Source organism: Acinetobacter sp. WCHA39 (assembly GCF_002165385.1).
Lineage (GTDB): Bacteria > Pseudomonadota > Gammaproteobacteria > Pseudomonadales > Moraxellaceae > Acinetobacter.
On record NZ_NHRP01000032.1, the window covers coordinates 1 to 21,963 of the forward strand.

The 21,963-nt window shown below is 39.9% G+C and carries 22 protein-coding genes and 2 pseudogenes; 20 read left to right on the plus strand and 4 right to left on the minus strand.

Annotated features, from left to right (window positions below):
* Positions 1 to 77: 77 nt before the first annotated feature.
* Together CDG56_RS13510 and CDG56_RS13515 are read left to right on the plus strand one after the other, a co-directional pair.
* Positions 78 to 629, plus strand: a pseudogene (locus tag CDG56_RS13510) (sel1 repeat family protein); the annotation flags it as partial.
* Between the two features lie 91 nt (positions 630 to 720).
* Positions 721 to 915: a hypothetical protein gene (locus CDG56_RS13515; RefSeq protein ID WP_057081956.1), complete on the plus strand. Its 195-nt coding sequence runs from the start codon at positions 721 to 723 to the stop codon at positions 913 to 915.
* Positions 916 to 1,480: 565 nt separating this feature from the next.
* Here the strand turns inward: CDG56_RS13515 and CDG56_RS13525 are convergent.
* Together CDG56_RS13525 and CDG56_RS13530 are read right to left on the minus strand one after the other, a co-directional pair.
* Entirely contained in the window at positions 1,481 to 1,792 is a 312-nt protein-coding gene (locus tag CDG56_RS13525; RefSeq protein ID WP_227519072.1) for a hypothetical protein, read from the minus strand.
* Between the two features lie 2 nt (positions 1,793 to 1,794).
* Positions 1,795 to 2,730: an AraC family transcriptional regulator gene (locus tag CDG56_RS13530; protein WP_002123001.1), complete on the minus strand. Its 936-nt coding sequence runs from the start codon at positions 2,728 to 2,730 to the stop codon at positions 1,795 to 1,797.
* A gap of 164 nt (positions 2,731 to 2,894) precedes the next feature.
* Between CDG56_RS13530 and msrA the strand changes: the two are divergent.
* The 5 genes and pseudogenes from msrA to CDG56_RS13555 all read left to right on the plus strand — a co-directional run.
* Positions 2,895 to 3,341: pseudogene (gene msrA, locus CDG56_RS13535) on the plus strand (peptide-methionine (S)-S-oxide reductase MsrA); the annotation flags it as partial.
* A gap of 3 nt (positions 3,342 to 3,344) precedes the next feature.
* A complete protein-coding gene (locus tag CDG56_RS13540; protein WP_005403706.1) occupies positions 3,345 to 3,605 on the plus strand; it encodes a glutaredoxin in 261 nt (86 codons plus the stop codon).
* 31 nt (positions 3,606 to 3,636) lie between these two features.
* Positions 3,637 to 4,077, plus strand: coding sequence for a peptide-methionine (R)-S-oxide reductase MsrB (gene msrB, locus CDG56_RS13545; protein WP_005403705.1), 441 nt, complete (start codon positions 3,637 to 3,639; stop codon positions 4,075 to 4,077).
* Positions 4,078 to 4,131: 54 nt separating this feature from the next.
* Complete coding sequence (locus CDG56_RS17600) at positions 4,132 to 4,377, plus strand: glutaredoxin family protein (protein ID WP_011711656.1); 246 nt, start codon at positions 4,132 to 4,134, stop codon at positions 4,375 to 4,377.
* A gap of 205 nt (positions 4,378 to 4,582) precedes the next feature.
* A complete protein-coding gene (locus CDG56_RS13555; protein WP_001281573.1) occupies positions 4,583 to 5,245 on the plus strand; it encodes a peptide-methionine (S)-S-oxide reductase MsrA in 663 nt (220 codons plus the stop codon).
* Between the two features lie 219 nt (positions 5,246 to 5,464).
* On the opposite strand, the gene CDG56_RS13560 is transcribed toward CDG56_RS13555, so the two are convergent.
* Positions 5,465 to 6,442: a sensor domain-containing diguanylate cyclase gene (locus CDG56_RS13560; protein ID WP_002119794.1), complete on the minus strand. Its 978-nt coding sequence runs from the start codon at positions 6,440 to 6,442 to the stop codon at positions 5,465 to 5,467.
* Positions 6,443 to 7,059: 617 nt separating this feature from the next.
* Positions 7,060 to 8,346: a GAF domain-containing protein gene (locus CDG56_RS13565; protein WP_000257537.1), complete on the minus strand. Its 1,287-nt coding sequence runs from the start codon at positions 8,344 to 8,346 to the stop codon at positions 7,060 to 7,062.
* A gap of 852 nt (positions 8,347 to 9,198) precedes the next feature.
* Here CDG56_RS13565 and CDG56_RS17355 point away from each other — a divergent pair.
* The 13 genes from CDG56_RS17355 to CDG56_RS13630 all read left to right on the plus strand — a co-directional run bounded on the left by CDG56_RS17355 (position 9,199) and on the right by CDG56_RS13630 (position 21,963).
* Positions 9,199 to 9,375 (plus strand): peptide-methionine (S)-S-oxide reductase, encoded by a 177-nt coding sequence (locus CDG56_RS17355; protein WP_005006244.1) that lies wholly within the window; start codon positions 9,199 to 9,201, stop codon positions 9,373 to 9,375.
* Between the two features lie 58 nt (positions 9,376 to 9,433).
* The gene (locus CDG56_RS13575; protein ID WP_043971153.1) at positions 9,434 to 9,988 is read left to right on the plus strand and encodes a carboxymuconolactone decarboxylase family protein; all 555 of its coding nucleotides are present in this window, start codon (positions 9,434 to 9,436) and stop codon (positions 9,986 to 9,988) included.
* 137 nt (positions 9,989 to 10,125) lie between these two features.
* Positions 10,126 to 10,641 carry a YkgB family protein gene (locus CDG56_RS13580; protein WP_004911234.1) on the plus strand — a complete coding sequence of 172 codons (516 nt, stop codon included), beginning with the start codon at positions 10,126 to 10,128 and terminating at the stop codon, positions 10,639 to 10,641.
* Between the two features lie 239 nt (positions 10,642 to 10,880).
* Positions 10,881 to 11,531, plus strand: a complete 651-nt coding sequence (locus tag CDG56_RS17180) for an IS5 family transposase (protein WP_198114842.1) — start codon at positions 10,881 to 10,883, stop codon at positions 11,529 to 11,531.
* A 48-nt stretch (positions 11,532 to 11,579) separates the two neighbouring features.
* On the plus strand, positions 11,580 to 11,792 hold the full coding sequence (locus CDG56_RS13590) for a helix-turn-helix domain-containing protein (protein WP_057081898.1): 213 nt from the start codon (positions 11,580 to 11,582) through the stop codon (positions 11,790 to 11,792).
* Positions 11,793 to 12,002: 210 nt separating this feature from the next.
* Complete coding sequence (locus CDG56_RS13595) at positions 12,003 to 12,293, plus strand: hypothetical protein (RefSeq protein ID WP_057081899.1); 291 nt, start codon at positions 12,003 to 12,005, stop codon at positions 12,291 to 12,293.
* A 45-nt stretch (positions 12,294 to 12,338) separates the two neighbouring features.
* Positions 12,339 to 12,959 (plus strand): restriction endonuclease subunit S, encoded by a 621-nt coding sequence (locus CDG56_RS13600; RefSeq protein WP_057104322.1) that lies wholly within the window; start codon positions 12,339 to 12,341, stop codon positions 12,957 to 12,959.
* Positions 12,959 to 14,482: a type I restriction-modification system subunit M gene (locus tag CDG56_RS13605; RefSeq protein ID WP_087548180.1), complete on the plus strand. Its 1,524-nt coding sequence runs from the start codon at positions 12,959 to 12,961 to the stop codon at positions 14,480 to 14,482. Before CDG56_RS13600 ends, CDG56_RS13605 begins: the two co-directional genes overlap by 1 nt.
* The gene (locus CDG56_RS13610) at positions 14,472 to 15,695 is read left to right on the plus strand and encodes a restriction endonuclease subunit S (RefSeq protein ID WP_087548181.1); all 1,224 of its coding nucleotides are present in this window, start codon (positions 14,472 to 14,474) and stop codon (positions 15,693 to 15,695) included. The genes CDG56_RS13605 and CDG56_RS13610 overlap by 11 nt, the downstream gene beginning before the upstream one ends.
* Positions 15,695 to 16,633 (plus strand): endonuclease NucS domain-containing protein, encoded by a 939-nt coding sequence (locus CDG56_RS13615; protein WP_087548182.1) that lies wholly within the window; start codon positions 15,695 to 15,697, stop codon positions 16,631 to 16,633. Before CDG56_RS13610 ends, CDG56_RS13615 begins: the two co-directional genes overlap by 1 nt.
* Before the next feature lie 117 nt (positions 16,634 to 16,750).
* On the plus strand, positions 16,751 to 18,055 hold the full coding sequence (locus tag CDG56_RS13620; protein ID WP_086222948.1) for an SMODS domain-containing nucleotidyltransferase: 1,305 nt from the start codon (positions 16,751 to 16,753) through the stop codon (positions 18,053 to 18,055).
* Between the two features lie 2 nt (positions 18,056 to 18,057).
* Positions 18,058 to 18,666 (plus strand): SLATT domain-containing protein, encoded by a 609-nt coding sequence (locus tag CDG56_RS13625; protein ID WP_087548183.1) that lies wholly within the window; start codon positions 18,058 to 18,060, stop codon positions 18,664 to 18,666.
* Positions 18,667 to 18,681: 15 nt separating this feature from the next.
* A complete protein-coding gene (locus CDG56_RS13630) occupies positions 18,682 to 21,963 on the plus strand; it encodes a type I restriction endonuclease subunit R (protein WP_087548184.1) in 3,282 nt (1,093 codons plus the stop codon).

Below are 21,963 nucleotides of genomic sequence, written 5' to 3' on the forward strand. Positions count from 1 at the left end.
CAAAATGACCGCTATATTAACCAAGGGGGTCAGTTTTTAAATGCCATTAGGGGGTCATTTTTACACTGCCGCTAACAATGCAGGGGGAAGTCCGTTATATAGTCCCTGTCGAAGTGACTTTAGCAATCGAAGGCAGGATAGAAACTTCACATGTTACACGAGGCACTTTGGAATTATATCTCTTTAAAAAATTGGACAATCGACAATTCCAAATGATTTCAAAAACAGCCCAAGGGGGAATTGAAAGTATAGAGGGATATGGTCGAACCTCATGGAATGCTCAAGAATTTAAAAAGAACTTACAAGCTTTTGGAAACAATACACTAGGAAGCTATACCATTGATGGTTATTACGGAAATGGTTATGGGGAAAGCGTATGGTCACTTCTTCTGTTAAATGAGGACGACTATATTGTTGAACAAATGTTTGAAGAAGGAAAAGTTTCAGAACAACCAGAGTACGGGTATTCTTCAGTAATCAGAGTCAACAAAAATGGACAACCATTTTATCCATTCCAGATTCAATATCAGGGAACGGATATGAGCGACAATAATCGGATGGTTAAAGTAAATAAAATTGTACTTTATCAGTATGACAGTAAGAGTAAGTTTTATTCAAAGCTGAAATAATACTCGTAAATTAGAATAGCTATATTGATGTCTATCCTCCTGTTTCTAGGTATTGGGAATTGGAGGACACTATAAGAATGAGGAAATATCAGTGAATATTAAACCAATTAAAAATGATGTTGAACTTACTAACGCTTTTATTCGATTAGAAAGTATCTTTCAGGCGAATAAAGGTACGCCTAAAGCCGAGGAAAGGGAAATTTTAGTCACACTCATTGAAGCTTATGAAGAGGAATATCATCCAATCAAAGTTGTAAAGAGTAGTGAGATATTAAAAGTTAAATGAAATATCTACGGCTTTTATCATTAACAAACATATTCTAAGATATGAGCAATGAATAGTGTTACTCAAAGACAAGTATCTTCATACTGCCGTTATCTGGTTCAATATATCGGTGTTAAGAGACAGCAGATCGTACGATCACGAGAGCAAATTGTATTACGTGAAAATGGTATCAACAAAATAAACATGCCATGCGTACGATGAGTTTGAAGGATATTCAACAAAATTATAATTTTTCATATTTAAATGCACCAAAGACTTTTATGTAAATAATTTTATATAAATAATTGATATTAAAATATAATAATTTAACATGTAAGTAAATATAATAATTGAATTTAACAGGTAATGATGTACCATCAAATAATGTAATGTTTTGAGTCTACATAATGAAACTCATTAGAACAAAATTTGAGTCAGGCGAACGTTATTCACTTTTGATAGATGACAATGGAGTTCCGAATTGGTATCCGACTCTTTTTGCTACAAGTAAGCTCAGAAATTCTGCGAAGGCCTCAAATACAATAGAAGCCTATCTCAATGCCGTTAAGTTGTTATTAGAATGGTGTCATACTAATAACATTTTATTGGAAGAAACTTTCTTAAAGAAACAGTTTTTGACTACAGAACAGATAGAAGGCTGATGGAGGATGCCATTAGCGTCAATCTGAGCTTTTAACACCAGAAAGAGAAGCACTGAACCCAGAATTTGTAGAAATGGGCTTGAAATACCTCCAAGAACATCTCCTATTTCGCCATAACCTTTCAAATATTGCAGCGGAAGAAGAGGTGCAAACAAAGGGATAAGCAGGCAAGCCGCACCACCAATGACTATGACCCAGAAAGCTATTTTGGTAACAGGAGAGTTATAGATATTCATTTTTACACCTTTTCAGAATTTTCTTTTCTGTACGCGCTAGGAGTTTTGCCAATTTTTTTCTTAAACAACTTTTGAAAGTGTTCATGTGCCGGATACCCAATGGCTTCACTCACTTCGGGAACAGACTTACCGGATTCTTTAAGCAGCTGCTTTGCTTTTTCAAGCCGACAATAGGTTAAATAATCAAGAGGTGTCATGCCTGACAGCTCCTTAAATTTGACGCTGTAGTTCGTACGCGACATCCCCGCAATCCCGGCGAGATCGTCAAGACCCCATTTTTTATCGAGACTATGATGAATAGCTTCCAAGGTTTTGCTGAGTTGCGGATTTTCGATCAGTTTGAAGAATCCAGCATTTTTATTGGATTTGTACATGTGGATTCTTAACGCTTGCACGAAGATAATTTCGGTCAGCTTTCTGACTAACGTGTTGCTTCCAGGAAGCCCTGATTTTGCTTCCTGCTCTATAATACTTAAAAGCATGGCAAGCCAAGGCGAGTGGGAGTTATCAGCACTCTTGATATGCACGACATTTGGCAGCGAATTTAAGAATGGATGATCGGGTCCGCCATTAAAACAAAAATGTCCGCAAACGACGTTGGCTTTGAGCTTGCTCTGATCACCGTATTCCAAAACTTGAGCTTCGGTGAGGTTGGCTTTAGCTCTAAATTCGACCGCAGGCTCGGCCTTGATTTTTGGTGCACTGGCCATGGTGTGCTCCATCCCTTTGAAAAAGATCAAAATATCGCCCTGCTCCGCCAATGCTTTAAGTTTAAGTTTTGGCACCTCATACCAAAACTCGCCATGAGTCACGATGTGAAATCTCGCTAGATTCTCTTCCTGCGGGAGGCTGATGCCCCAGTCTCCCGCAAATGAGGTTCTATACCAGTAGCTGCTAGTAAGCTCTACCTTATCTAAAATTTCACTGAGAACATCCATATATAGCTCCTAAGTAAACTGTCCAATAGGTCATGTTATACGAACTATTGAACATATTATATCTATTTTACATGCTGTAAAGTCAGTCTAATCAGTAAGTGGATGAAAACTAAGGAGGCTTTATGAAACTAGATTATGTGATCGTTGCCTGAGGGTGTTTTTGGGGTCTCGAAGACCTCCTTAGGAGTCTGGACGGTGTGACGTCAACGAAGGTGGGCTACTCTGGCGGAGATTTTGATGATCCTACCTACGCCGATATTATAACAGGGAAAACGGGGCACGCCGAAGCGGTTCGCGTGGAATACGACCAAGACGAAATATCTCTCGAAGAGATTCTACATTACTTTTTCAAAATCCATGATCCGACTACGAAGAATCGCCAAGGAAATGATGTTGGCACTTCGTATCGCTCGGCAGCGTTCTATCGTGACGATGCACAGAAAGCGATTATCGAAAACGTGATTGATGAGGTCAATGAGATCGGTCGCTTCGAGAATGAAGTGGTCACGACCGTCACCCTGGAAAAAGAATTCTACGACGCTGAGGCATATCACCAAAACTATTTGCAGAGGAATCCCAGCGGATACTCTTGCCATTTTGAAAGAGACTAAATCATGAACCAAATGAACGAGGAAAAAATGAAAGCACTTAAGAATGTTGTTATTTATACGAAAGACCATTGTCCATTTTGCGCACGCGTGAAGAATTACCTAACTGCTGAAAAGGTCGATTTCAAACAAATTCGCGTAGACGACGATCCGAAGACTTACCTGGAGTTGAAGGAAAGAACAAATCTCCAAACTGTACCGCAAGTTTTTGTGGATGGAGAATTCATTGGTAGTGCTACAGACTTCTTCTCGTGGATTGATAGCTAAAGAGTGAACCCTAAAATAAAGGAGCAAATATATGTTCAATTGGAAAAGCATTTACAACTACCTGGATAACGGCACTCCCGCGCCTCCCAAAAAAGTAGAAAAGAGCGAGGAAGAGTGGAAAGAAATTCTGACGCCAGCGCAATTTCGGGTCATGCGGATGAAAGGCACCGAACGCGCGCACACCGGAGAACTCTGTTCATTTTATGAAGCTGGAAGGTACGCCTGTGTGGGCTGCGACACCGAACTCTTTGACTCGAACCTAAAGTTCGATTCGGGAACGGGATGGCCGAGTTTTTCTGAGCCAGTCGCAGACAACGTAATTCAATATGAACTGGATACGACCTTCGGGCGCAGAATCGAAGTGCTATGCAATGTGTGCGAAGCCCATCTGGGGCACGCTTTTCCAGACGGTCCTGAGCCATCAGGGGTCCGATTCTGTATTAACTCGGAGTCATTGAAGTTTGTAGAATAATTTTTAAATCGAGGGGGTTTATGAAAGTGAACCTTTTGAAAAAAGGAGCCGTTCGTGTTGATTAAGCTGTTCGGTCATAAAGACTGCCATAAAACCAAGATTTACCATTCGTACTTGCAAGAAAAAGGGAGCCAGTTTGTTTTTTTGGATGTTCATGAAGACGACGCGGCTGCTGATGAACTGTGCTCCCTCTATTCGAACGGAAAGCTGAATTTCCCGACAATAGTGGTTGGGACAAAGAAGCTGAGAAACCCCAAGTTCAAGGACCTTGACAGGTGGTTGGAAGCTTCAATGAAATAATGAGTTTTTTAGAATTATTAATAACTTAATAAGCAGTAAGATCAATGATTACAGCAATTTTCCGCAGTTGTGTTACCAAGAAACATGCTGCGGAGTTTTAGCAAAGATACTTCATCAAGCTGGTGTTGGAAAACGTGGTCTTATCGTCGTTTGCACGGCGTGAGGAATGGGAGTGGCTTCAATTTTTGAAAGTTAGGTGAAAAATATGTCGGATCTAAAAATGAATAAAGAAGACGGTGTTGAAAGCTATGAATTTGCAACCCCTGAAGCAATCGAAGAAGCATTGAAAATCGGGAAGCTTAGTCAAACGGTTTTCGGCATGGGTTGCTTTTGGGGACCGGATTCTAATTTTGGAGGGACGCAGGGAGTAGTGCAAACACGTGTTGGCTACGCTGGAGCATCAACTCTGGATCCGAGTTACCGCAACATCAACGGACACGCCGAAGTCGTCAGAGTGATCTACGATAAAGACCAAATCAGCTACAGGGAACTTCTTGGAAGTTTTGAATCATGGTCTGTTCATGGTAGAAAGCAGGGCCAGTATCGCCAGATACTTTTTGTTTTTGATCTGGAGCAAAAACAAGTAGCTGAAGAACTGATTCAAGCGATTGGAAAGGAGAAATCTCCCGAGGTGATTGAGGCCGGAGAACAAAATGGTTATTTTTGGCCCGCCGAAGATTACCATCAAAAGCATCGTCTTCGCAGAAACAAACAGCTTGTAAGTCTTGCAGAAGTAGATTTCGGTCCTCGCTGGGATGAACATCTGTATTTTACTAAATTAAATAGTACCGATAGAAAAGGCTTCAGTCTCTCAAGCTGGCTAAAAAAGTTGTCTCCGGAAATGCAGAAAGCTTACCGAATCGGTTAATCTGAAATTGCAGCTGGCTAAAGAACTCTATTTTCTATATGTAAAGAATGTGACGATCTCCTTCACATGGAGTCCAAGAGAGCATAAAAAATCTGTGTAAGTCGCATTACCCATGTATTTGAAAGGAATAAATAATGCCAATATCAGACCAGCTTATCGACCGAAGCAAGACCTCAGTTTTTATGAGGTCTTGAGATCAGCGCAGCATGAACAGATCTCTTACAGTGTGGCGAACACACTGGTTTGATTGCGGCCTTGGGTTTTAGCTTTGTATAACATCTGATCGGCGACTTCGAGCAACTGCTTTTTGTCGTCAAATAAATCAGCGCTGGCCAAACCTATGCTGACCGTTAATTGTCGTAATAACCACTCATGGTTAGCCACTACCAGCCTTAACTTTTCCAGTGTTTTATTTGCGGACGCTGTGTCTGTGCCTGGCAGGATCAGCACAAACTCTTCACCACCATAACGGGCGAAAAAGTCATAGTTCCTGCTATGGCGCTGAAACAGAGCCGCGACTTGACTCAGTGCCTCATCTCCTGCGGCATGACCATAGCTGTCGTTAAAACTCTTAAAGTGATCAATATCAATCAATGCCAGTACAAAAGATTGTCCTGTTCTTTGCCAGCGAGCAAATTCAGCTTCAAACTTGAGGTCAAAAGCTCTTCTGTTGTTCACCCCTGTCAGCGCATCCGTCATGCTGGTATTATGTAATTGTTCGCCGACTTTTTTCAGCTCCAGTATGGCGATCACTTGTCTGGACAGAGCCTGCAAAGAGCTTATCTGCCGCTGGTTCAGCTGCTTAGGAACATGATCATAGACACAAATAGTACCAATCACTGCACCTTCGGGATCAATCAGCGGCGAGCCAGCATAAAATCGGTAGCCAGGTCCTGAAATCACCATAGCATTGGTACTGAATCTGTGATCTAAAGTAGCGTCAGGGACCACCATTACCGCATCAGGTGTTTCCATTGCATACACGCAAAAGGACTCTTTAATTAATACAGAGGTACGCGAAATACCAACTTTTGCAATTAGATTCAGCTTTGTGTCATCGGTTCGCGTCACCATAGCCACTGGTGCATCACAGATATAACACGCCAGTTCAGTGATATCCCGCAGGTTCTGATCTGCTTCAGCAGGTGCTTTTAGTGTGGTTTCTGCACTAGCTGTTTGAGCTAAACTAAAGGTCATGTACTTCTCCGTTTTTCTACTGCATTTTTCAAAGATCCTGCATAGAAAAATGAATTAAATCGTTGATTTAACTCTAGCATAGATCTGTCAGACTTGAAGTTATCTCTGTAGCAATGGTATTGTTTTGTACAATATTCGCCTGCTTGATTTGAGTTTTAGCTGTATTTATAAACTTTTGGCTTTTCCGGTCGCAGGCTCTATAATTTGCTCGTTTAAATCCAACTCTTCGTCTAACGTCATCTATTTAGTGTGCATGCGGCCTCCGGAGCATTTTCCGTGGCTTATTTTACCGAAGCATCGGGATTGCTAAATAGAGCTGAACGCTGTAATGCGCTTTCGAACTGAGCTTTCCGTAACTTCGGCATTAGTTCATGTACCTTGCTTACTGGATGTTGGTTGACGCGCAGCAGCACGTCCGTCAGATAATCGTAAACGTTAATAGCAGTGTTGACCTTGCTTTGAATGACGCCAACATGCTTAGCACCAAGCTCCGTTCAGCAGAATCACAGCCAGTTTTTCAGTTATCCCAAGTGTCACTCTCAGATTAAAGGCCGCCATACCGGATGTAGTGCCAACAAGAAAACTAAAACACAACTTCGCTGATCATCGCTGAGTGTTTATAAATCGTCTCCCATCACCGGTATCGATAAGCAGATAAGCCTGGTTATGCCATTAGCAGTTCTTGAAGCATTCCTGCTTTCAATGTCGTCAACGTGATCACGATTTGAGTTGAGATAACGACTCTGTTGCTGAAGACTCTCAGTTAATTGCCACTCACCAGATTCAAGAACAGCACCCGCTAACTCGGCACATACTGTTGCAAAACCATAAAGCGCTTGATTATCGCGGGTAAAACGCAGCGGCATCGTCTGGCCTTTTACAAGAAGGGACCATTCCAAAACTCTGTACTTACCTTTTAATCGGTTACTGACAAAAATAGTTATACTTGTACCGCTGGCGCCAACAACTAAAAAGCTCGTGATAGCTAGTCCTATCAGAGACCATAACTCTGGTTTCCCACTTAGTAACAGTGGATTAGGCAAATGACTCCTCAAAACGAGATCAGCACCAAGGGTCAGCGCTGTTTTATACACTGCTTGTTCTAATAATGGAGTTGCATTGACCAGTGACGCAACAGCATCACAACTATAAGGTTCTAGAACTGCCGTAGCTCTCAACCATTCTGTTTCATGGGCAATCGCCAACAAATTTGACCAAATTCGAACCAGTGCCGCTATATGAATGGAGTTTTCATCAGTCAGGACGGTTTGATTAAGCTGCTTATCCAGTTCCTGATGCCAGTATTGGTATTGGCTTGTCAAAAGTACAAACAACTCAGATTGAAGCAACTTATTATTAGTTACCGGTCTTATCCTATTTGACATCTCATTGAATAGTTGTATAAATTTTTTGTCTGCTTGTTGCTCACGCTTTAGCAGATCTTGCTGTTGTTGAAGCATCTGTAAATCGTATTCAATGGCCTGCTTAAAAAGTGTGAGTAAGGAACAGTGTTGTGATGCCCGATCTGGGCTTGAAAAGTCCAACATACACAAAGTACCGAAAGTTTTTCCGCTAGGCCAAAGCAATGGCAGGCCATAGTAATAACTAAAGCCTGCTGCAAATGTTGGGTTATTGTTTTCATATCGGGTACCGATTGCATTTTCAACTAGTAATGGCTGGTTACTGGAAATGACTTGGGAACAATAAGTGTTAAGTGCCAATGGAACAGGTTCACCGCAATAAAAAGTTGGTACTGACACACTGCCAACAGCCTGACAAATTTCGTTTTTATCTAATCGATTAATCAGCACACAAGGCACTTCCGCGACTTGAGCCATCGAGTTTACAATGCCTTGCCAGCGCTCTAGGAGCAGAGCGGTTTCTATGCTCAAATCTACTGCCATTTGTTCCCTCAGTATTTAAATAGTCCCCTTTTGCATCATTCGATCTTGTTTATCTCAGAGTATCAAACAGGAAACAAAGTGATTGATGTCAATCAGGGAATTAGCAGCATTGATGCATTAAGCGGCGCACATACACTCTAAGTAAAGTGCTTAAGTCTGATTATGGCAAGAAATTGTTACTTTGTCAGGGATAGTCAACACTTTATTAGCGAGAGACTTGCTTGGCTGACATTTAAGACAAATCGCGAGATTCCAAATCTGCCACCAACAGTCGGAACTGAGTAACTCACTTGAGCTTTAAAAAGTAAAGCATTGAAATATTTATGGTATTTATACATCCTACCTAGCTCACAGCAGAGTTTAGCATCGTGCATTAATATGACCTTACACTAAAAATACGTACTAGTTGACGTCTAACAAACTCGTTTACGAGATAGTGTAGTGGTCGACAAATTTTGGCCACATCGTTATTGCCTAATAACCGATGCTCTCTTTAAATGCGAAATGAGTAGTGCACGCATTTTTAGCCTTTTGGCAAAACGTTGATGTCTCGAAATTTTCAAGCGCTGTGCCTTGTTTATTTTCAGAAACGTCTGCTTTCAGTGAGTTCCTGATGCTCGGGCGCTCTAAATTATGGGTATAGACAATCTGATTTGCCCTATATTTGCAGTTTTTCGTGAACCCTTAATTTCACAACTCTTTTAATCTGATATCCAAAGTCTGCATCCATACATAGCCCCTACGTAAACTGTCCAATAGGTCATGTTATACGAACTATTGAACATATTATATCTATTTTACATGCTGTAAATTCAGTTCCATTAGTAAATAGATAAAAACCAAGGAGGCTTTATGAAACTAGATTATGTGATCGTTGCCGGAGGGTGTTTTTGGGGTCTCGAAGACCTCCTTAGAAATCAGGACGGCGTGACGTCAACGAAGGTGTGTAGTGGCACTGAAATGGCGACTGCGCAAGACGTGAAGATGAGCTGTCTGATAGCAACGGATTATCAAGCAGAACCTTCTTAAATACAATTTATTCCACGCCAATACAGCGTGCTGTCTTTCAAATCACTAGGAGAAATTTATGTCACGTTTGAACACCCCTACCACAATCGACGCCGCGCCTACTGCTACCCATACCTCACTCAAGGCTGTGGAAAAACAACTGGGCCGCGTTCCTAACATGTTCCGCGTCGTTGCCAACAGCCCTGCTGCGCTGACTGGCTTCCTGCAATTGAGCGCAGCATCAGCACAGGGCGGCTTGGGTACAGCGACTCTTGAGCGTATTGCCCTAGCCGTCGCTGAGATCAACGGCTGCGATTATTGCCTTGCTGCCCATTCCTTCCTAGGCCGTAAGGTGGCCAAGCTTGATGATGCTGAACTCACTGCCAACCGCAGCGGTGCATCAAATGACCCTAAGGCCGACGCAGCCGTGCGTTTTGCTGCCGCCGTAGTCCGCCAGCGCGGGCAAGTCAGCAATGACCAGGTCCAAGCGGTGCTGAACGCTGGCTACAGTGATGCACATGTAGTGGATATTCTGTTGGCTGTTGCCCTGAACACTTTCACTAACTACGTTAACGAAGTGACACAGACCGAGGTCGACTTCCCGGCCGTTCAACCACTAGGCATTGATGTCTAATCCATTGGTGCTCAACTACAGCAATTACCTAAGTTAGGTTCGACTCGAGTAAACATATAGTTTTTCTCAAGAGTCATATCATTTTAGTGGGCTACATAGAGTGAGTCCACATGGCTAAAAATAATTGGAGATATAAGATGACTATTCCCGAAATTGAAAATGGTGTCCAGACTACCAATACCCTTAGTAATAATCTCGGTGCAAAAATCACTAAGTTTGGTATAGGTGGCATCTACGTTGCCATGACGATAATATATTTGTGGTTTGGTGGCATGAAATTCACTAGCTACGAAGCAAACGGTATACATGGTTTTGTTAGTAATAGCCCTCTGCTTTCGTGGATGTATAGCTTCCTCAGCATTCAAGGATTCTCAAATTTTCTGGGTGTGCTTGAAATTTCAGTTGGCCTGTTAATCGCTGCACGAGTTTTCTCCCCTAAGCTCGCAATCTTGGGCGGTGTACTTTCAACCGGACTCTTTTTTACGACATTGTCGTTCATGCTGACTACACCCGGTGTTTTTGAGGCATCTCTTGGGTTTCCTGCGATCTCTGTGGTTCCTGGCCAGTTTTTGCTAAAAGATTTAGGCTTGTTTGTCGTGTCTATATTTATCGTAGGTACATCACTTACAGCACTGGAGCACAAAAACAAATAAGCCTCACCCGAAACAACTATAAGTTAGATGGCTCCTAAACACATTAGAGAGCCTTTATTTTTATCTTTTAAGTGCTTCAAGTACGTGCCTTACTAGAGGCTGTTGATCTTTGAGTGAAAAATGAACGGCATAGCAACAAGGTATAATGGTTTCGCCAAAAATCAAAAATACCACCGAGAACGGACGTTGCTATGCCAAGGACAATGCTAACAGATAACGCCTAGGAAGCCCTAAAGCAAATACTTAAAGAGACAGGGCGTGTTTACAATAAATATGAACACCGAAATACACTGGAAGGCATACTTTATCGTATGCGCACAGGCATTCAGTGGCGAGATTTGCCTGAAAGATTCGGTCGTTGGAACTCTGTATTTAAGCGCTTTAACCTTTGGTCAAAGAAAGGTGTGTTACAAAAATGGTTTCAAAGCATATCGTCCGATAATGATCCAGAATGGTTGTTTATTGATGGAAGTATTGTCAAAGCGCATCAAGACAGTAGCGGAGCCGCAAGCAGTTCAGATGAAGCGATAGGAAAAAGTCGGGGTGGGAGTTCTACAAAAATTCATCTCGCTGTAGATAGCGGTGGGCTTCCCGTTTATTTTGAAATATCGGGTGGTCAGATAAATGACATTGGTTATGTGAAAAAAACCGATGCAGAAACCCAGGTACTGTTTGAATTTATCGCGCATCGATATGAAAGCGGTAGCCTGATCATCACAGCCAATCACCCGTTTAGTGCATGGGATCAGATCTTCCCAGACAGCATGATGACGGTAGCGGCCATAGATCGGCTGATCCACCACGCGACAATTATAGAATTAGAAGGAGAAAGCTATCGAAAACAACATCAGTTAAAACAAGCTGGAAGTAGGAAAAATGAGAAAACCTAACCGGCCATCATAATTGACGCGAACCGGCCAAGATAGTTGACGCCGAACATGTCAGAATTATCTATAAAAATTGGGAAATTAATCCGTAATAAAAGAATAGAGTTAAACATGACTCAAGAGTTCTTGGCCCTACAGTGCTCTATAGATAGGAGCTACATGGGAAGAATTGAGCGTGGGGAAGTAAATCTAACTGTCGAAAAACTATATGAGATTGCAAAAATATTGAAGATTCATCCTCAACACTTATTACCGAACTTTTAGAAAATTAATTATTTAACAAAAGGTTATAAATTAAATAAAAAACGTAGATAATCTACTGTAATTTTAATTGACATAGTACTATCAGCAACATAATATGCTATTTAGCTGGTTTGAATAGATGTTCTACTGCAAAAAATAAGGATGACAGGTGGCCGCCTGTCATCGAGTTCAAAACCATTAACACGACTAAATATTAGGAGTTCAGAACAAATGAAAGTATATCAGATCAATTATGACCTGCGTAAACAACGTAACTATGATGAGCTTTATGAAAAAATTAGGTCTCTAGGCAATTGGTGTCATCCACTGGAGTCATGTTGGTTAATTGTCTCTGAAAAAACACCATCACAAATTGCAGAGGAATTATTCAAAGTCATGGATGGTAATGATGGCTTATTAGTGACTCGCTTACAAAATGAGGCAGCTTGGTACAACCTTGATTCAAAGGGAATGAAAGATGTTACTACTTGGCTTAAAGAAAACTTAGGCAAAGCTTCTTAAATATGTGAGCCAAGGATGGCTCAATCCCTTTCTGAGTAAATATTTATGGCAAAGTTAAAGAGATTCTTAAAACTGAGCGACCTTACAGAGATTCGTACAGGCTTTACATTTCGAGAAAAGATCGAGGAAGTTGAGTCTGGCAATGCCCACGTATTGCAGATCAAAGACATTCGTAACATAGCAACGGATACATGTAGTTATACGCTTTTTGCAGATGCTTTACCGCAAATTGATTGGCAAGGTAAAGATAACGCAATCGTGTCGCCTGAGTCTGTGTTGCTGCCCTGTCGTGGAGAGTATCTCAAGGCACATTATTTTGTAGGCAATCAAGATCAATCAAAAGCATTACCCTTAATTGTGAGTAGCCAGTTTTTGATAATAATGCCAAATCAAAATGTAGTGCCTGAATACTTATGCTGGTACTTAAACCAACCTCATGTGCAATACGAGTTACGGAAAGAAAGTCAGGGCTCTAAGATGCCAATGCTTAGCGTATCTACAGTCAACCAGTTTGAAGTTGAAATCCCTAGCTTGGATATTCAGCAACGCATAATCGAATTAAACCGTATTTGGGAGCAAGAGCAGATCTTGACCCAACAATTACTTAAAAATCGTGAACAAATGATGATGGGCATGTTTAAACAACTGCTCCAAGGAAACAAATAATGGTTACTCAAATCAATCAAGATACCGTCAATAAAGCCCTTTGGTCGGCATGTGATGTATTCCGTGGCACGGTGAGTGCAGATACCTACAAAGACTATATTTTGACGATGTTATTCTTAAAGTACATCTCTGATGTATGGCAAGATCACTACGATAATTATAAAAATGAACATGGCGATGAACCTGAGCTCATCGAAGAATTAATGAAAAGCGAGCGTTTTGTCCTGCCTCGTGAATCAAATTTCTATACCTTGCATGAGCGTCGCTTTGAACCCGGCAATGGTGAACGTATTGATATGGCTTTGCATGCACTTGAAGAAGCCAATGGTACAAAGCTGAAAGATGTAGGCAAAAGCGTTTTCCAAGATATCTCGTTTAATACCGATAAATTGGGTGAAGAAAAGCAAAAAAATACCATTCTAAAAGACCTTTTAGAAGTATTTGCTGTGCCTGAGTTGGATCTCAAACCAAGCCGTGTGGGTTCACTTGATGTGATTGGTAACGGTTATGAATTTTTGATTAAAAACTTTGCTGCGAGTGGTGGTCAAAAGGCGGGTGAATTCTATACTCCACCTGAAGTATCGGACTTAATTGCGGAGTTACTTGATCCACAAAAAGGCGACAGTATTTGTGACCCTGCCTGTGGTTCTGGTTCACTGTTAATGAAGTGTGGCCGTAAAGTCGTCAGTAATCACAACAGCAAAGAATATGCGTTGTATGGGCAAGAAGCGATTGGTTCAACGTGGTCATTAGCCAAGATGAACATGTTCTTGCATGGTGAAGATAACCACAAAATTGAGTGGGGTGATACCATTCGTAATCCAAAATTATTGGATAAGAATGGCGACTTGATGCTGTTTGATATTGTGACTGCAAACCCACCATTCTCATTAGACAAATGGGGTTATGATCAAGCTGAGAATGATAAGTTTGACCGCTTCCGTCGTGGTTTACCGCCAAAGACCAAAGGTGATTATGCCTTTATCTCACACATGATTGAGACGCTCAAACCTGTTACGGGTCGTATGGGCGTTGTGGTTCCGCATGGTGTGTTATTCCGTGGCTCGTCTGAAGGGAAGATTCGTGAGAAGTTGATTAACGAAAACCTATTAGATGCGGTGATTGGTTTACCTGAAAAGTTGTTCTACGGTACAGGTATTCCTGCGGCAATTTTAATTTTCAAAAAGCAAAAGTCTGATGATTCTGTTTTGTTTATTGATGCAAGCCGTGAGTTTAAGTCAGGTAAAAATCAAAATAACTTAACTGAAGAGAATATTGCCAAGATTATTGCAACCTATCGTGCTCGTGCAAGCGTGGAAAAGTATGCTTATTTGGCGACTTTGCAGGAAGTGAAAGACAATGATTACAACCTGAATATTCCTCGTTATGTGGATACGTTTGAAGAGGAAGAAGAGATTGATTTGGTTGCTGTACGTGCTGAGCGTGAGCAGTTAAAGACTCAACTTGCTGAGCTTGAAGTTCAAATGGCGAAGTATTTAGAGGAGTTGGGTTATGGAGAGTAATACTATTCTTTATAAACCACTAGGTGATGTTATTGAGCTTCTAACGGACTATCATGCTAATGGTGCTTATGAAAAGTTAAAAGAAAATGTGACATTATTGGATAAAGAGAATCATGCTGTCATGATTCGAACTACCAATTTTGAAGCAAATGATTTTAAAAATAATCTTATCTATATAGATGAGCATGCTTATGAGTTCCTAAAAAAATCAAAAGTTTATGCTTCTGATTTAATCATGAACAAAATTGCTAATCCTGGCACAGTTTACTTTATGCCTGAAATTAGCAAGCCTGTATCATTGGGAATGAATCTATTTTTAATTCGGATTGATCCTAAGAAGGCTAATCCATATTTTATCTACACCTATTTAAGAAAAAATGAGCATTACGTTAAATCTTTTGCTAGTGGTTCAACAACCAAGACTATTACAAAAGATGATGTTAGACGTTTAAAAATCTACACACCACCTTTGGCAGAGCAGAATAAAATCGCCCAAATCCTTTCAATTTGGGATCAAGCGATTTCGGCTACTGTAAAACTGCTCAGAAATAGCCAACAGCAGAAAAAAGCATTGATGCAGCAATTGCTGATGGGTAAGAAGCGGTTATTGGATGTGAGTGATAATCAATTTGATGACAAATGGAAATCAGTTTCTCTAGATAAACTGATTACTATTTATAATGTTAAATCTACGACTAATAATCAATTTCCAGTGATAACCTCTTCACGTAGAGGAATATATTTACAGGATGACTATTTTAAGAAGCAAGTTGCAAGTGAGGACACTACTGGTTACAAGATTGTACCAAAAGGATATGTGACTTTTAGAAGTATGTCCGATGATGGAAAATTTGTGTTTAATCAGCAATTGATTCTTGAAAATGCGCTTATTAGTCCAGCTTACGGTGTTTTTAAGTTTTCAAATATTAATGCTGATTTTGGCATGTATCTTCTAAATAGCCACCAAATGCATAAACAAATTAATGCTCTAAGCCAAGGAGGGACAAGAGTTGCATTAAAAACATCATCATTCTGTGATGTAATAATGAGAATCCCAACCTTAGAAGAACAGAAAGAAATAGCCAAAGTTCTTTCAAGTGCAGATCAAGAAATTGGTACCTTACAGAAAAAGTTAGATTGTCTAAAAAAAGAGAAAAAAGCCCTGATGCAACAACTTTTGACAGGTAAAAAACGTGTCAAGGTGGCTGCTTGATGATGCAAATGATGCCTAGCTATTACCGCATTATGGCGGGTGCGAAGTCTGTATTTGTTCAAGAGTTTCTAGAGGGCGGCTTTATTGCCGCCAACTGGAACATTGACCAAGACTTAACCCATGACTTACCTGATGATTGGCGTGAGTTTAATCATCGTTTTATTCCTGTTTATCTCAATGCTTTACCTGACAAAACCAAAATTTCGGCAGGCTTAGCATGTGGTATGTTACATACCCTTTCAAAGGGCATTAAACACGGAGATATCATCCTTACACCTCGTGGGGATGGGCATTACTTAGTGGGTAAAGTCATTTCAGATTACTACTACGTGCCTTCTGGTGAGTTAAGCCATCGCAGAAAAGTTGAATGGTTTGAACAGACTCTACCTAGGGAAATGATGTCTCAAGAGTTGAAAAACTCATCGGGGTCAGCAGGTGCGGTTTGTAATCTGACCAAGTATGCAGAAGAGCTTAAAACGCTTATTGATGGCACAGAAACAGTTGAGCACCTCGAGCCTGATGAAATACTCGAAGACCCAACAGCTTTTGCTTTAGAAAAGCATTTAGAGCATTTCTTGGTAGAGAATTGGTCTAAAACTGAATTGGGTGCTACATACGACATCTATACCGAAGAAGGTCAATTGGTCGGTCAACAGTATCCATCGGATACAGGTCCTATCGACATTTTGGCAATCAGTAAGGATAAAAAGACGTTGCTTGTTGTTGAGCTAAAACGTGGTCGTGCAAGTGATCGTGTTGTGGGGCAAATTCAACGCTATATGGGCTATGTCAAAGATGAGTTGGCTGAGGCAGATCAGCAGGTAAAAGGGGTCATCATTGCACTTGAAGATGACTTAAGAATTCGTCGTGCTTTGAGTGTGGCTCAGAATATTGAGTTTTATCGTTATCAGTTGAGTTTTAAGCTCAATAAAAGCTAATGCAAAAGTGAAATTTGGCGCTGATTGATCATGTTTGGCGTCACAAAATATTAAATGTATTGTTAGAAACAAGGACGTTTTTAATACTTTATCAACAATTAAAATTTGAGGGCTGTAATGTCAATTTCCCAAATGTTTCAAGACTTTTTAAGCAATATTAAGGTTGCGAATGAAGAACAAATCACGTTGCGTTATCAAGAGATAACATGTGCGTTGAACAAAAAGTTTCGTGATACCGAATCAAAAACATCAAATCAATTACAAGTTGGTTCCTATGGCAGATGGACTGCGATTAAAGGTATTTCAGATTTAGACATGTTGTACATCATGCCATCTTCAAAATGGGAGGATTATAAAAATGGAGGTCAATCAAAGTTATTAAAGGATACAAAAGATGCAATTCTTGCACGTTATCCTCGAACCACTGTGTTTGTAGATCGATTAGTCGTATGTGTCCAATATACGAACTTTCATGTAGAGGTACAGCCTGTATTTAAGCAAGAGGATGGATCATATAAATATCCAGATACTAAAAATGGCGGTAGTTGGAAGATTACAAAACCGCAAGCTGAACTTGATGAAATGCAAAATATGAATAATGCAAAAAATCGAAATTTGCGTCGTTTATGCAAGATGGCTAGAGCTTGGAAAAATAAGCATGGTGTCTCAATGGGGGGCTTACTGATTGATACACTTGCCTATAACTTCATGAAATCTACGACTTACTATGATGATAAAAGCTATATGTATTATGACTGGTTAAGCCGAGATTTTTTTAAATTTTTAGCTGATCAACCTGATCGTGATCATTATCAAGCTTTAGGCAGTAATCAGGATGTTAAAGTTAAAGCTAAATTCCAAGATGCTGCACAAGATGCTTATGATTTATGTTTAGAGGCTATTGATTTAGGTACTGACGATAAAGCTTATAGTAAGTGGCGAATGATTTATGGACGACAGTTTCCTAAAGCACCAAGTAAACAAGCAGAAATGTCGATACGCATTGAAGATATGCGTTATGAACATACAGAGCAGTTTATTGAGGATCAATATCCAATTGATATTCGATATAAGCTAAAAATTGAGTCTAAAGTTACTCAAGATGGTCAAACGATTGATTGGCTAAGAGGATTTAAACGTAGAAAGAAAAAGTTAAATCATGGACGTGGTTTAAGTTTTTATATTGAAGAAAATACAACACCAAAAAATTTACAGAACTATTCTGTGAAGTGGAAAGTGCTGAATAGAGGTGAAGAAGCGAAAAGACGTAATTGTATTCGTGGTCAAATTGTGTTGGATGATGGAAAAGAACGCATTGATGAATATTCAAGTTTTAATGGTGAACATCTAGTGGAGTGCTACATCATTCAAAATGGTGTGGTTGTAGCTCGTGATCGCATTTATGTGCCAATTGAGGATTAAATATGAATCGATCTGATTTTCTTAAATGTATCGCTGAAACTGGCTATAACGTAGGATTTGGAGCGAAAAAACACTTTGCTACTTATGATCTTGTTGAAAAATCCCCAGGATGGATTAGTTTTATATCAATTGCTTTCGGTATTTATTCTTTAGCATTCAAGGAGCTTTCAACAAGCTTTCTTTCAGCATCTTTCACTGTGCTTGGCGTGGTTGGTCTCTATGTCAGTATGTATGATGCAAAAAAAAGTGATTATGAAAAGGCAGGTGTTGAGCTGACTAAAATTTATAATCAGCTTAGAGCTTTATATTACTCAGTCCAAAGTAAAAGTGATTCTGATGATTTAACAAATTTGATTAGTGAATATCAGCAGTTAGAAAGTCAGTATTATTCAGTAGGTCTGAGTAAGCAAATATTGTTCAGTGATTGGTATGCACACTATAAATTCTTTTGGCAACATCAGATTGAATGGGTTGATGAGCAGAAAAATTTTAGTTTTTTTAGGGATAAAGTGCCGTTAAGTTTTTATATGTTCTTGGTGGTATTAATTGTTATGGCTATCTGCTTTATTTATAAAGCAAATCTTAGTGCATGTTTCGCAGTTTTATTTTAAAAGTTTTGGTTTGATATGAACGGTCTCTCAATTAAGTTTCAAGAAGAATACAGTGCTAAGATTCCCGCATTAACATTGTTAATGAATCTGGGGTGGTCGTTTTTACCGCCATCACAGGCACTTGTTGCCCGTGATGGTAAACAAGACCAAGTGGTATTACGCCAAATTTTACGTAAAGAGCTCTCTAAACGTACTTTTCCATTTGCGGGTCAAGAATATCCACTTTCAGCAAAGTCGGTAGACAACTTAATTGCTGAAATCTGTAGCCCAGCTTTGAATGAGGGGCTACTGACCGCTAACGAAAAAATGTATAACCATTTGTTCTACGGTATTCCAGTAACTGAATTTGTAAATGGAAAAAAAGTTAGCCCAACGATTCCATTGATTGATTGGCATAACATCCATAATAATGACTTTTCATATACAGAAGAATTTGCTGTAACACGTTCAGGTGGAGTAGATACACGTAGACCCGATATCATTTGCTTTGTAAATGGTATTCCTTTAGTTGTGATTGAAGCAAAACGCCCTGACAGTCAGGCAAAGAAAGGTCCAACGATTAATGAAGGCATTTCTCAGACGCTTCGTAATCAGCGACCTGATGAAATTCCACATCTGTTTGCATATAGCCAACTGATACTCTCTATAAATGGACATGAAGGGCGTTACGGCACATGTAATACTCCTGCTAAGTTTTGGGCAGCGTGGCGAGAAGAAGATATTTCTGATGCAGAGATGTATGCGCTTAAAAATAAGAAATTAACTGCTTCACAAAAACAGAGCCTATTTTCTTATCGTCCAGTCGATGACTTAAATTGGTATGAAAACCTAATTGCAGGTGGAGACTTAGCTGTTACAGGTCAAGATCAACTGCTTATTAGTCTATTAAAGCCTGAACGACTACTCGAAATGGTTCGCCTATATACGCTTTTCGATAAGAAAGCAGGAAAAATTGTTGCCCGTTATCAGCAAATCTTTGGTATCAAACGCCTCATTGAGCGTATTAGTACTAAGAATAGCAAGGGTGGTCGTGAAGGTGGTGTGATTTGGCATACAACGGGCTCAGGTAAGTCTTTTACTATGGTCTTTCTCAGTAAAGCCATGATCTTACATGAAACTTTAAAAAAATGCCGTATTTTGGTTGTCACTGACCGTGTCGATTTAGAAGATCAACTGAGTAAAACCTTTGTATCAGGTGGTGAACTGGCAGGAAAAAAAGACAAGCAAAATGCCATGGCGACTTCAGGCAAACGCTTGGCTGAACAAATTGGTAAGGGTACAGAACGAATCATGTTCTCTTTGATTCAGAAGTTTAATTCTGCAACCAAGCTTCCTGAATGTGTTAACACAAGTTCAGACTTCATTGTCCTGATTGATGAAGGGCATCGAAGCCAAGGTGGTGAAAACCATGTACGTATGAAACTCGCACTGCCAAATGCGGCATTCGTGGCATTTACAGGTACACCATTGCTTAAAGATGAAAAGACCGTTAACAAGTTTGGACCTATTGTTCATGCTTATACAATGCAAAGAGCCGTAGAAGATAAAACCGTAACGCCTTTGCTATATGAAGAGCGCATTCCTGATTTAGATGTAAATGAACGTGCTATTGATACATGGTTTGAGCGCATTACAGAAGGTTTAAATGATCAGCAAAAATCAGATTTAAAACGTAAATTTGCGAGAAAAGGTCAGCTTTATACTGCTGATGACCGTATTCGCCTGATTGCATTAGATATTGCCAATCATTTTGTTAAAAATATTGATGATGGTTTAAAAGGTCAGCTTGCTTGTGACAGTAAAGCCTCAGCGATTAAATATAAAAAATATTTGGATGAAGCTGGTCTATTTGAATCGGCAGTGGTCATGAGTCCACCCGATAGTCGTGAAGGTAATACTGATGTTGATGAATCAACTACCCCTGAAGTGACTCAATGGTGGAAAGAGAATGTCGGTACTCAAGATGAACAATCCTATACAAAACAAGTCATCGAACGCTTTGAAAAAGATGAATCCCTTAAGTTATTGATTGTAGTAGATAAGCTATTAACAGGTTTTGATGAACCTAAAAATGCTGTTCTTTATATTGATAAAAATTTAAAACAGCACAATTTAATTCAAGCAATTGCGCGTGTAAACAGACTTCACCCATTGAAAAAGTTTGGTTTATTAATTGATTATCGCGGTATTTTAAAAGAATTGGATGCCACAATTCTTGATTACCAAGATCTCGCTGCTCGTACCCAAGGTGGTTATGATATTAACGATCTTACAGGCTTATATACTCAAATGAGTTCTGAATACAAACGATTACCTCGTTTGTATAAAGCACTTTGGGCAATTTTTGCTGATGTTAAAAATAAAAATGATCCAGAGCAGTTACGCCAAGTTTTAGTTCCTCGTATTGAAGAACGTAAGGGTGAGTTAGTCGATATTCACTTAAAAGTTCGTGATGATTTTTATGAAGCACTTACAGAGTTTGCAAGTTGTTTAAAAGTTGCGTTGCAGTCAGCAACCTTCTTTGAAGATAAAAGCTTTTCTGATGCAGATCGTCAGCACTACAAAGAAACAGTCAAACTATTTACAAGCTTGCGTCAAATTGTGAAACGAGATGCTGGGGAGACTGTTGACTACGATCAGTATGCAGAGCAAGTCAAAAAACTGATTGATAAGCATGTTGTGGGCATTGAAGTTAAGGACCCTGATGGGGTTTATGAAGTTGGCAAGATGGGTAAAATAGCTCAGCCTGAAGATTGGAGTGAAGAGAAAACACGTAATGAAACGGATATCATTAAAACTCGTGTAACTAAGATGATTGAGCAACAATTGCGTGATGATCCTTATGCTCAGGAGGCTTTCTCTAAGCTGTTACGTCAAGTCATTGAAGAAGCAGAGAAAGAGTTTGATCACCCATTGAAGCAACACATGTTGTTTAGAGAGTTTGAAGAACAAGTTGAAGCTCGTCGTTTAGATGAAATTCCCGATGTGTTCAGTGGTAATAAGCATGCTCAAGCTTATTACGGGGTCTTTAAGAAGCTATTACCTGAAGCATTCTCGATAACAAATCAACAGAATCAAGATAAGTGGATTGAACTCGCTTTCGAGGTTGATCGTTCTGTGATGAGCTCTGTGGCTGAAAACTCCATCAATCCGCAAAATATTGAAGCGGATATCCGTAAAAAATTATTACCTCAGATGTTCCGTGAATGTAAATCCATTGGGAGTGGTATGGATCAAGCAAAAAAAATTGTAGAAATGATCGTACAAATTACTCGGGTTGGTTTAAATGGGCTCTAG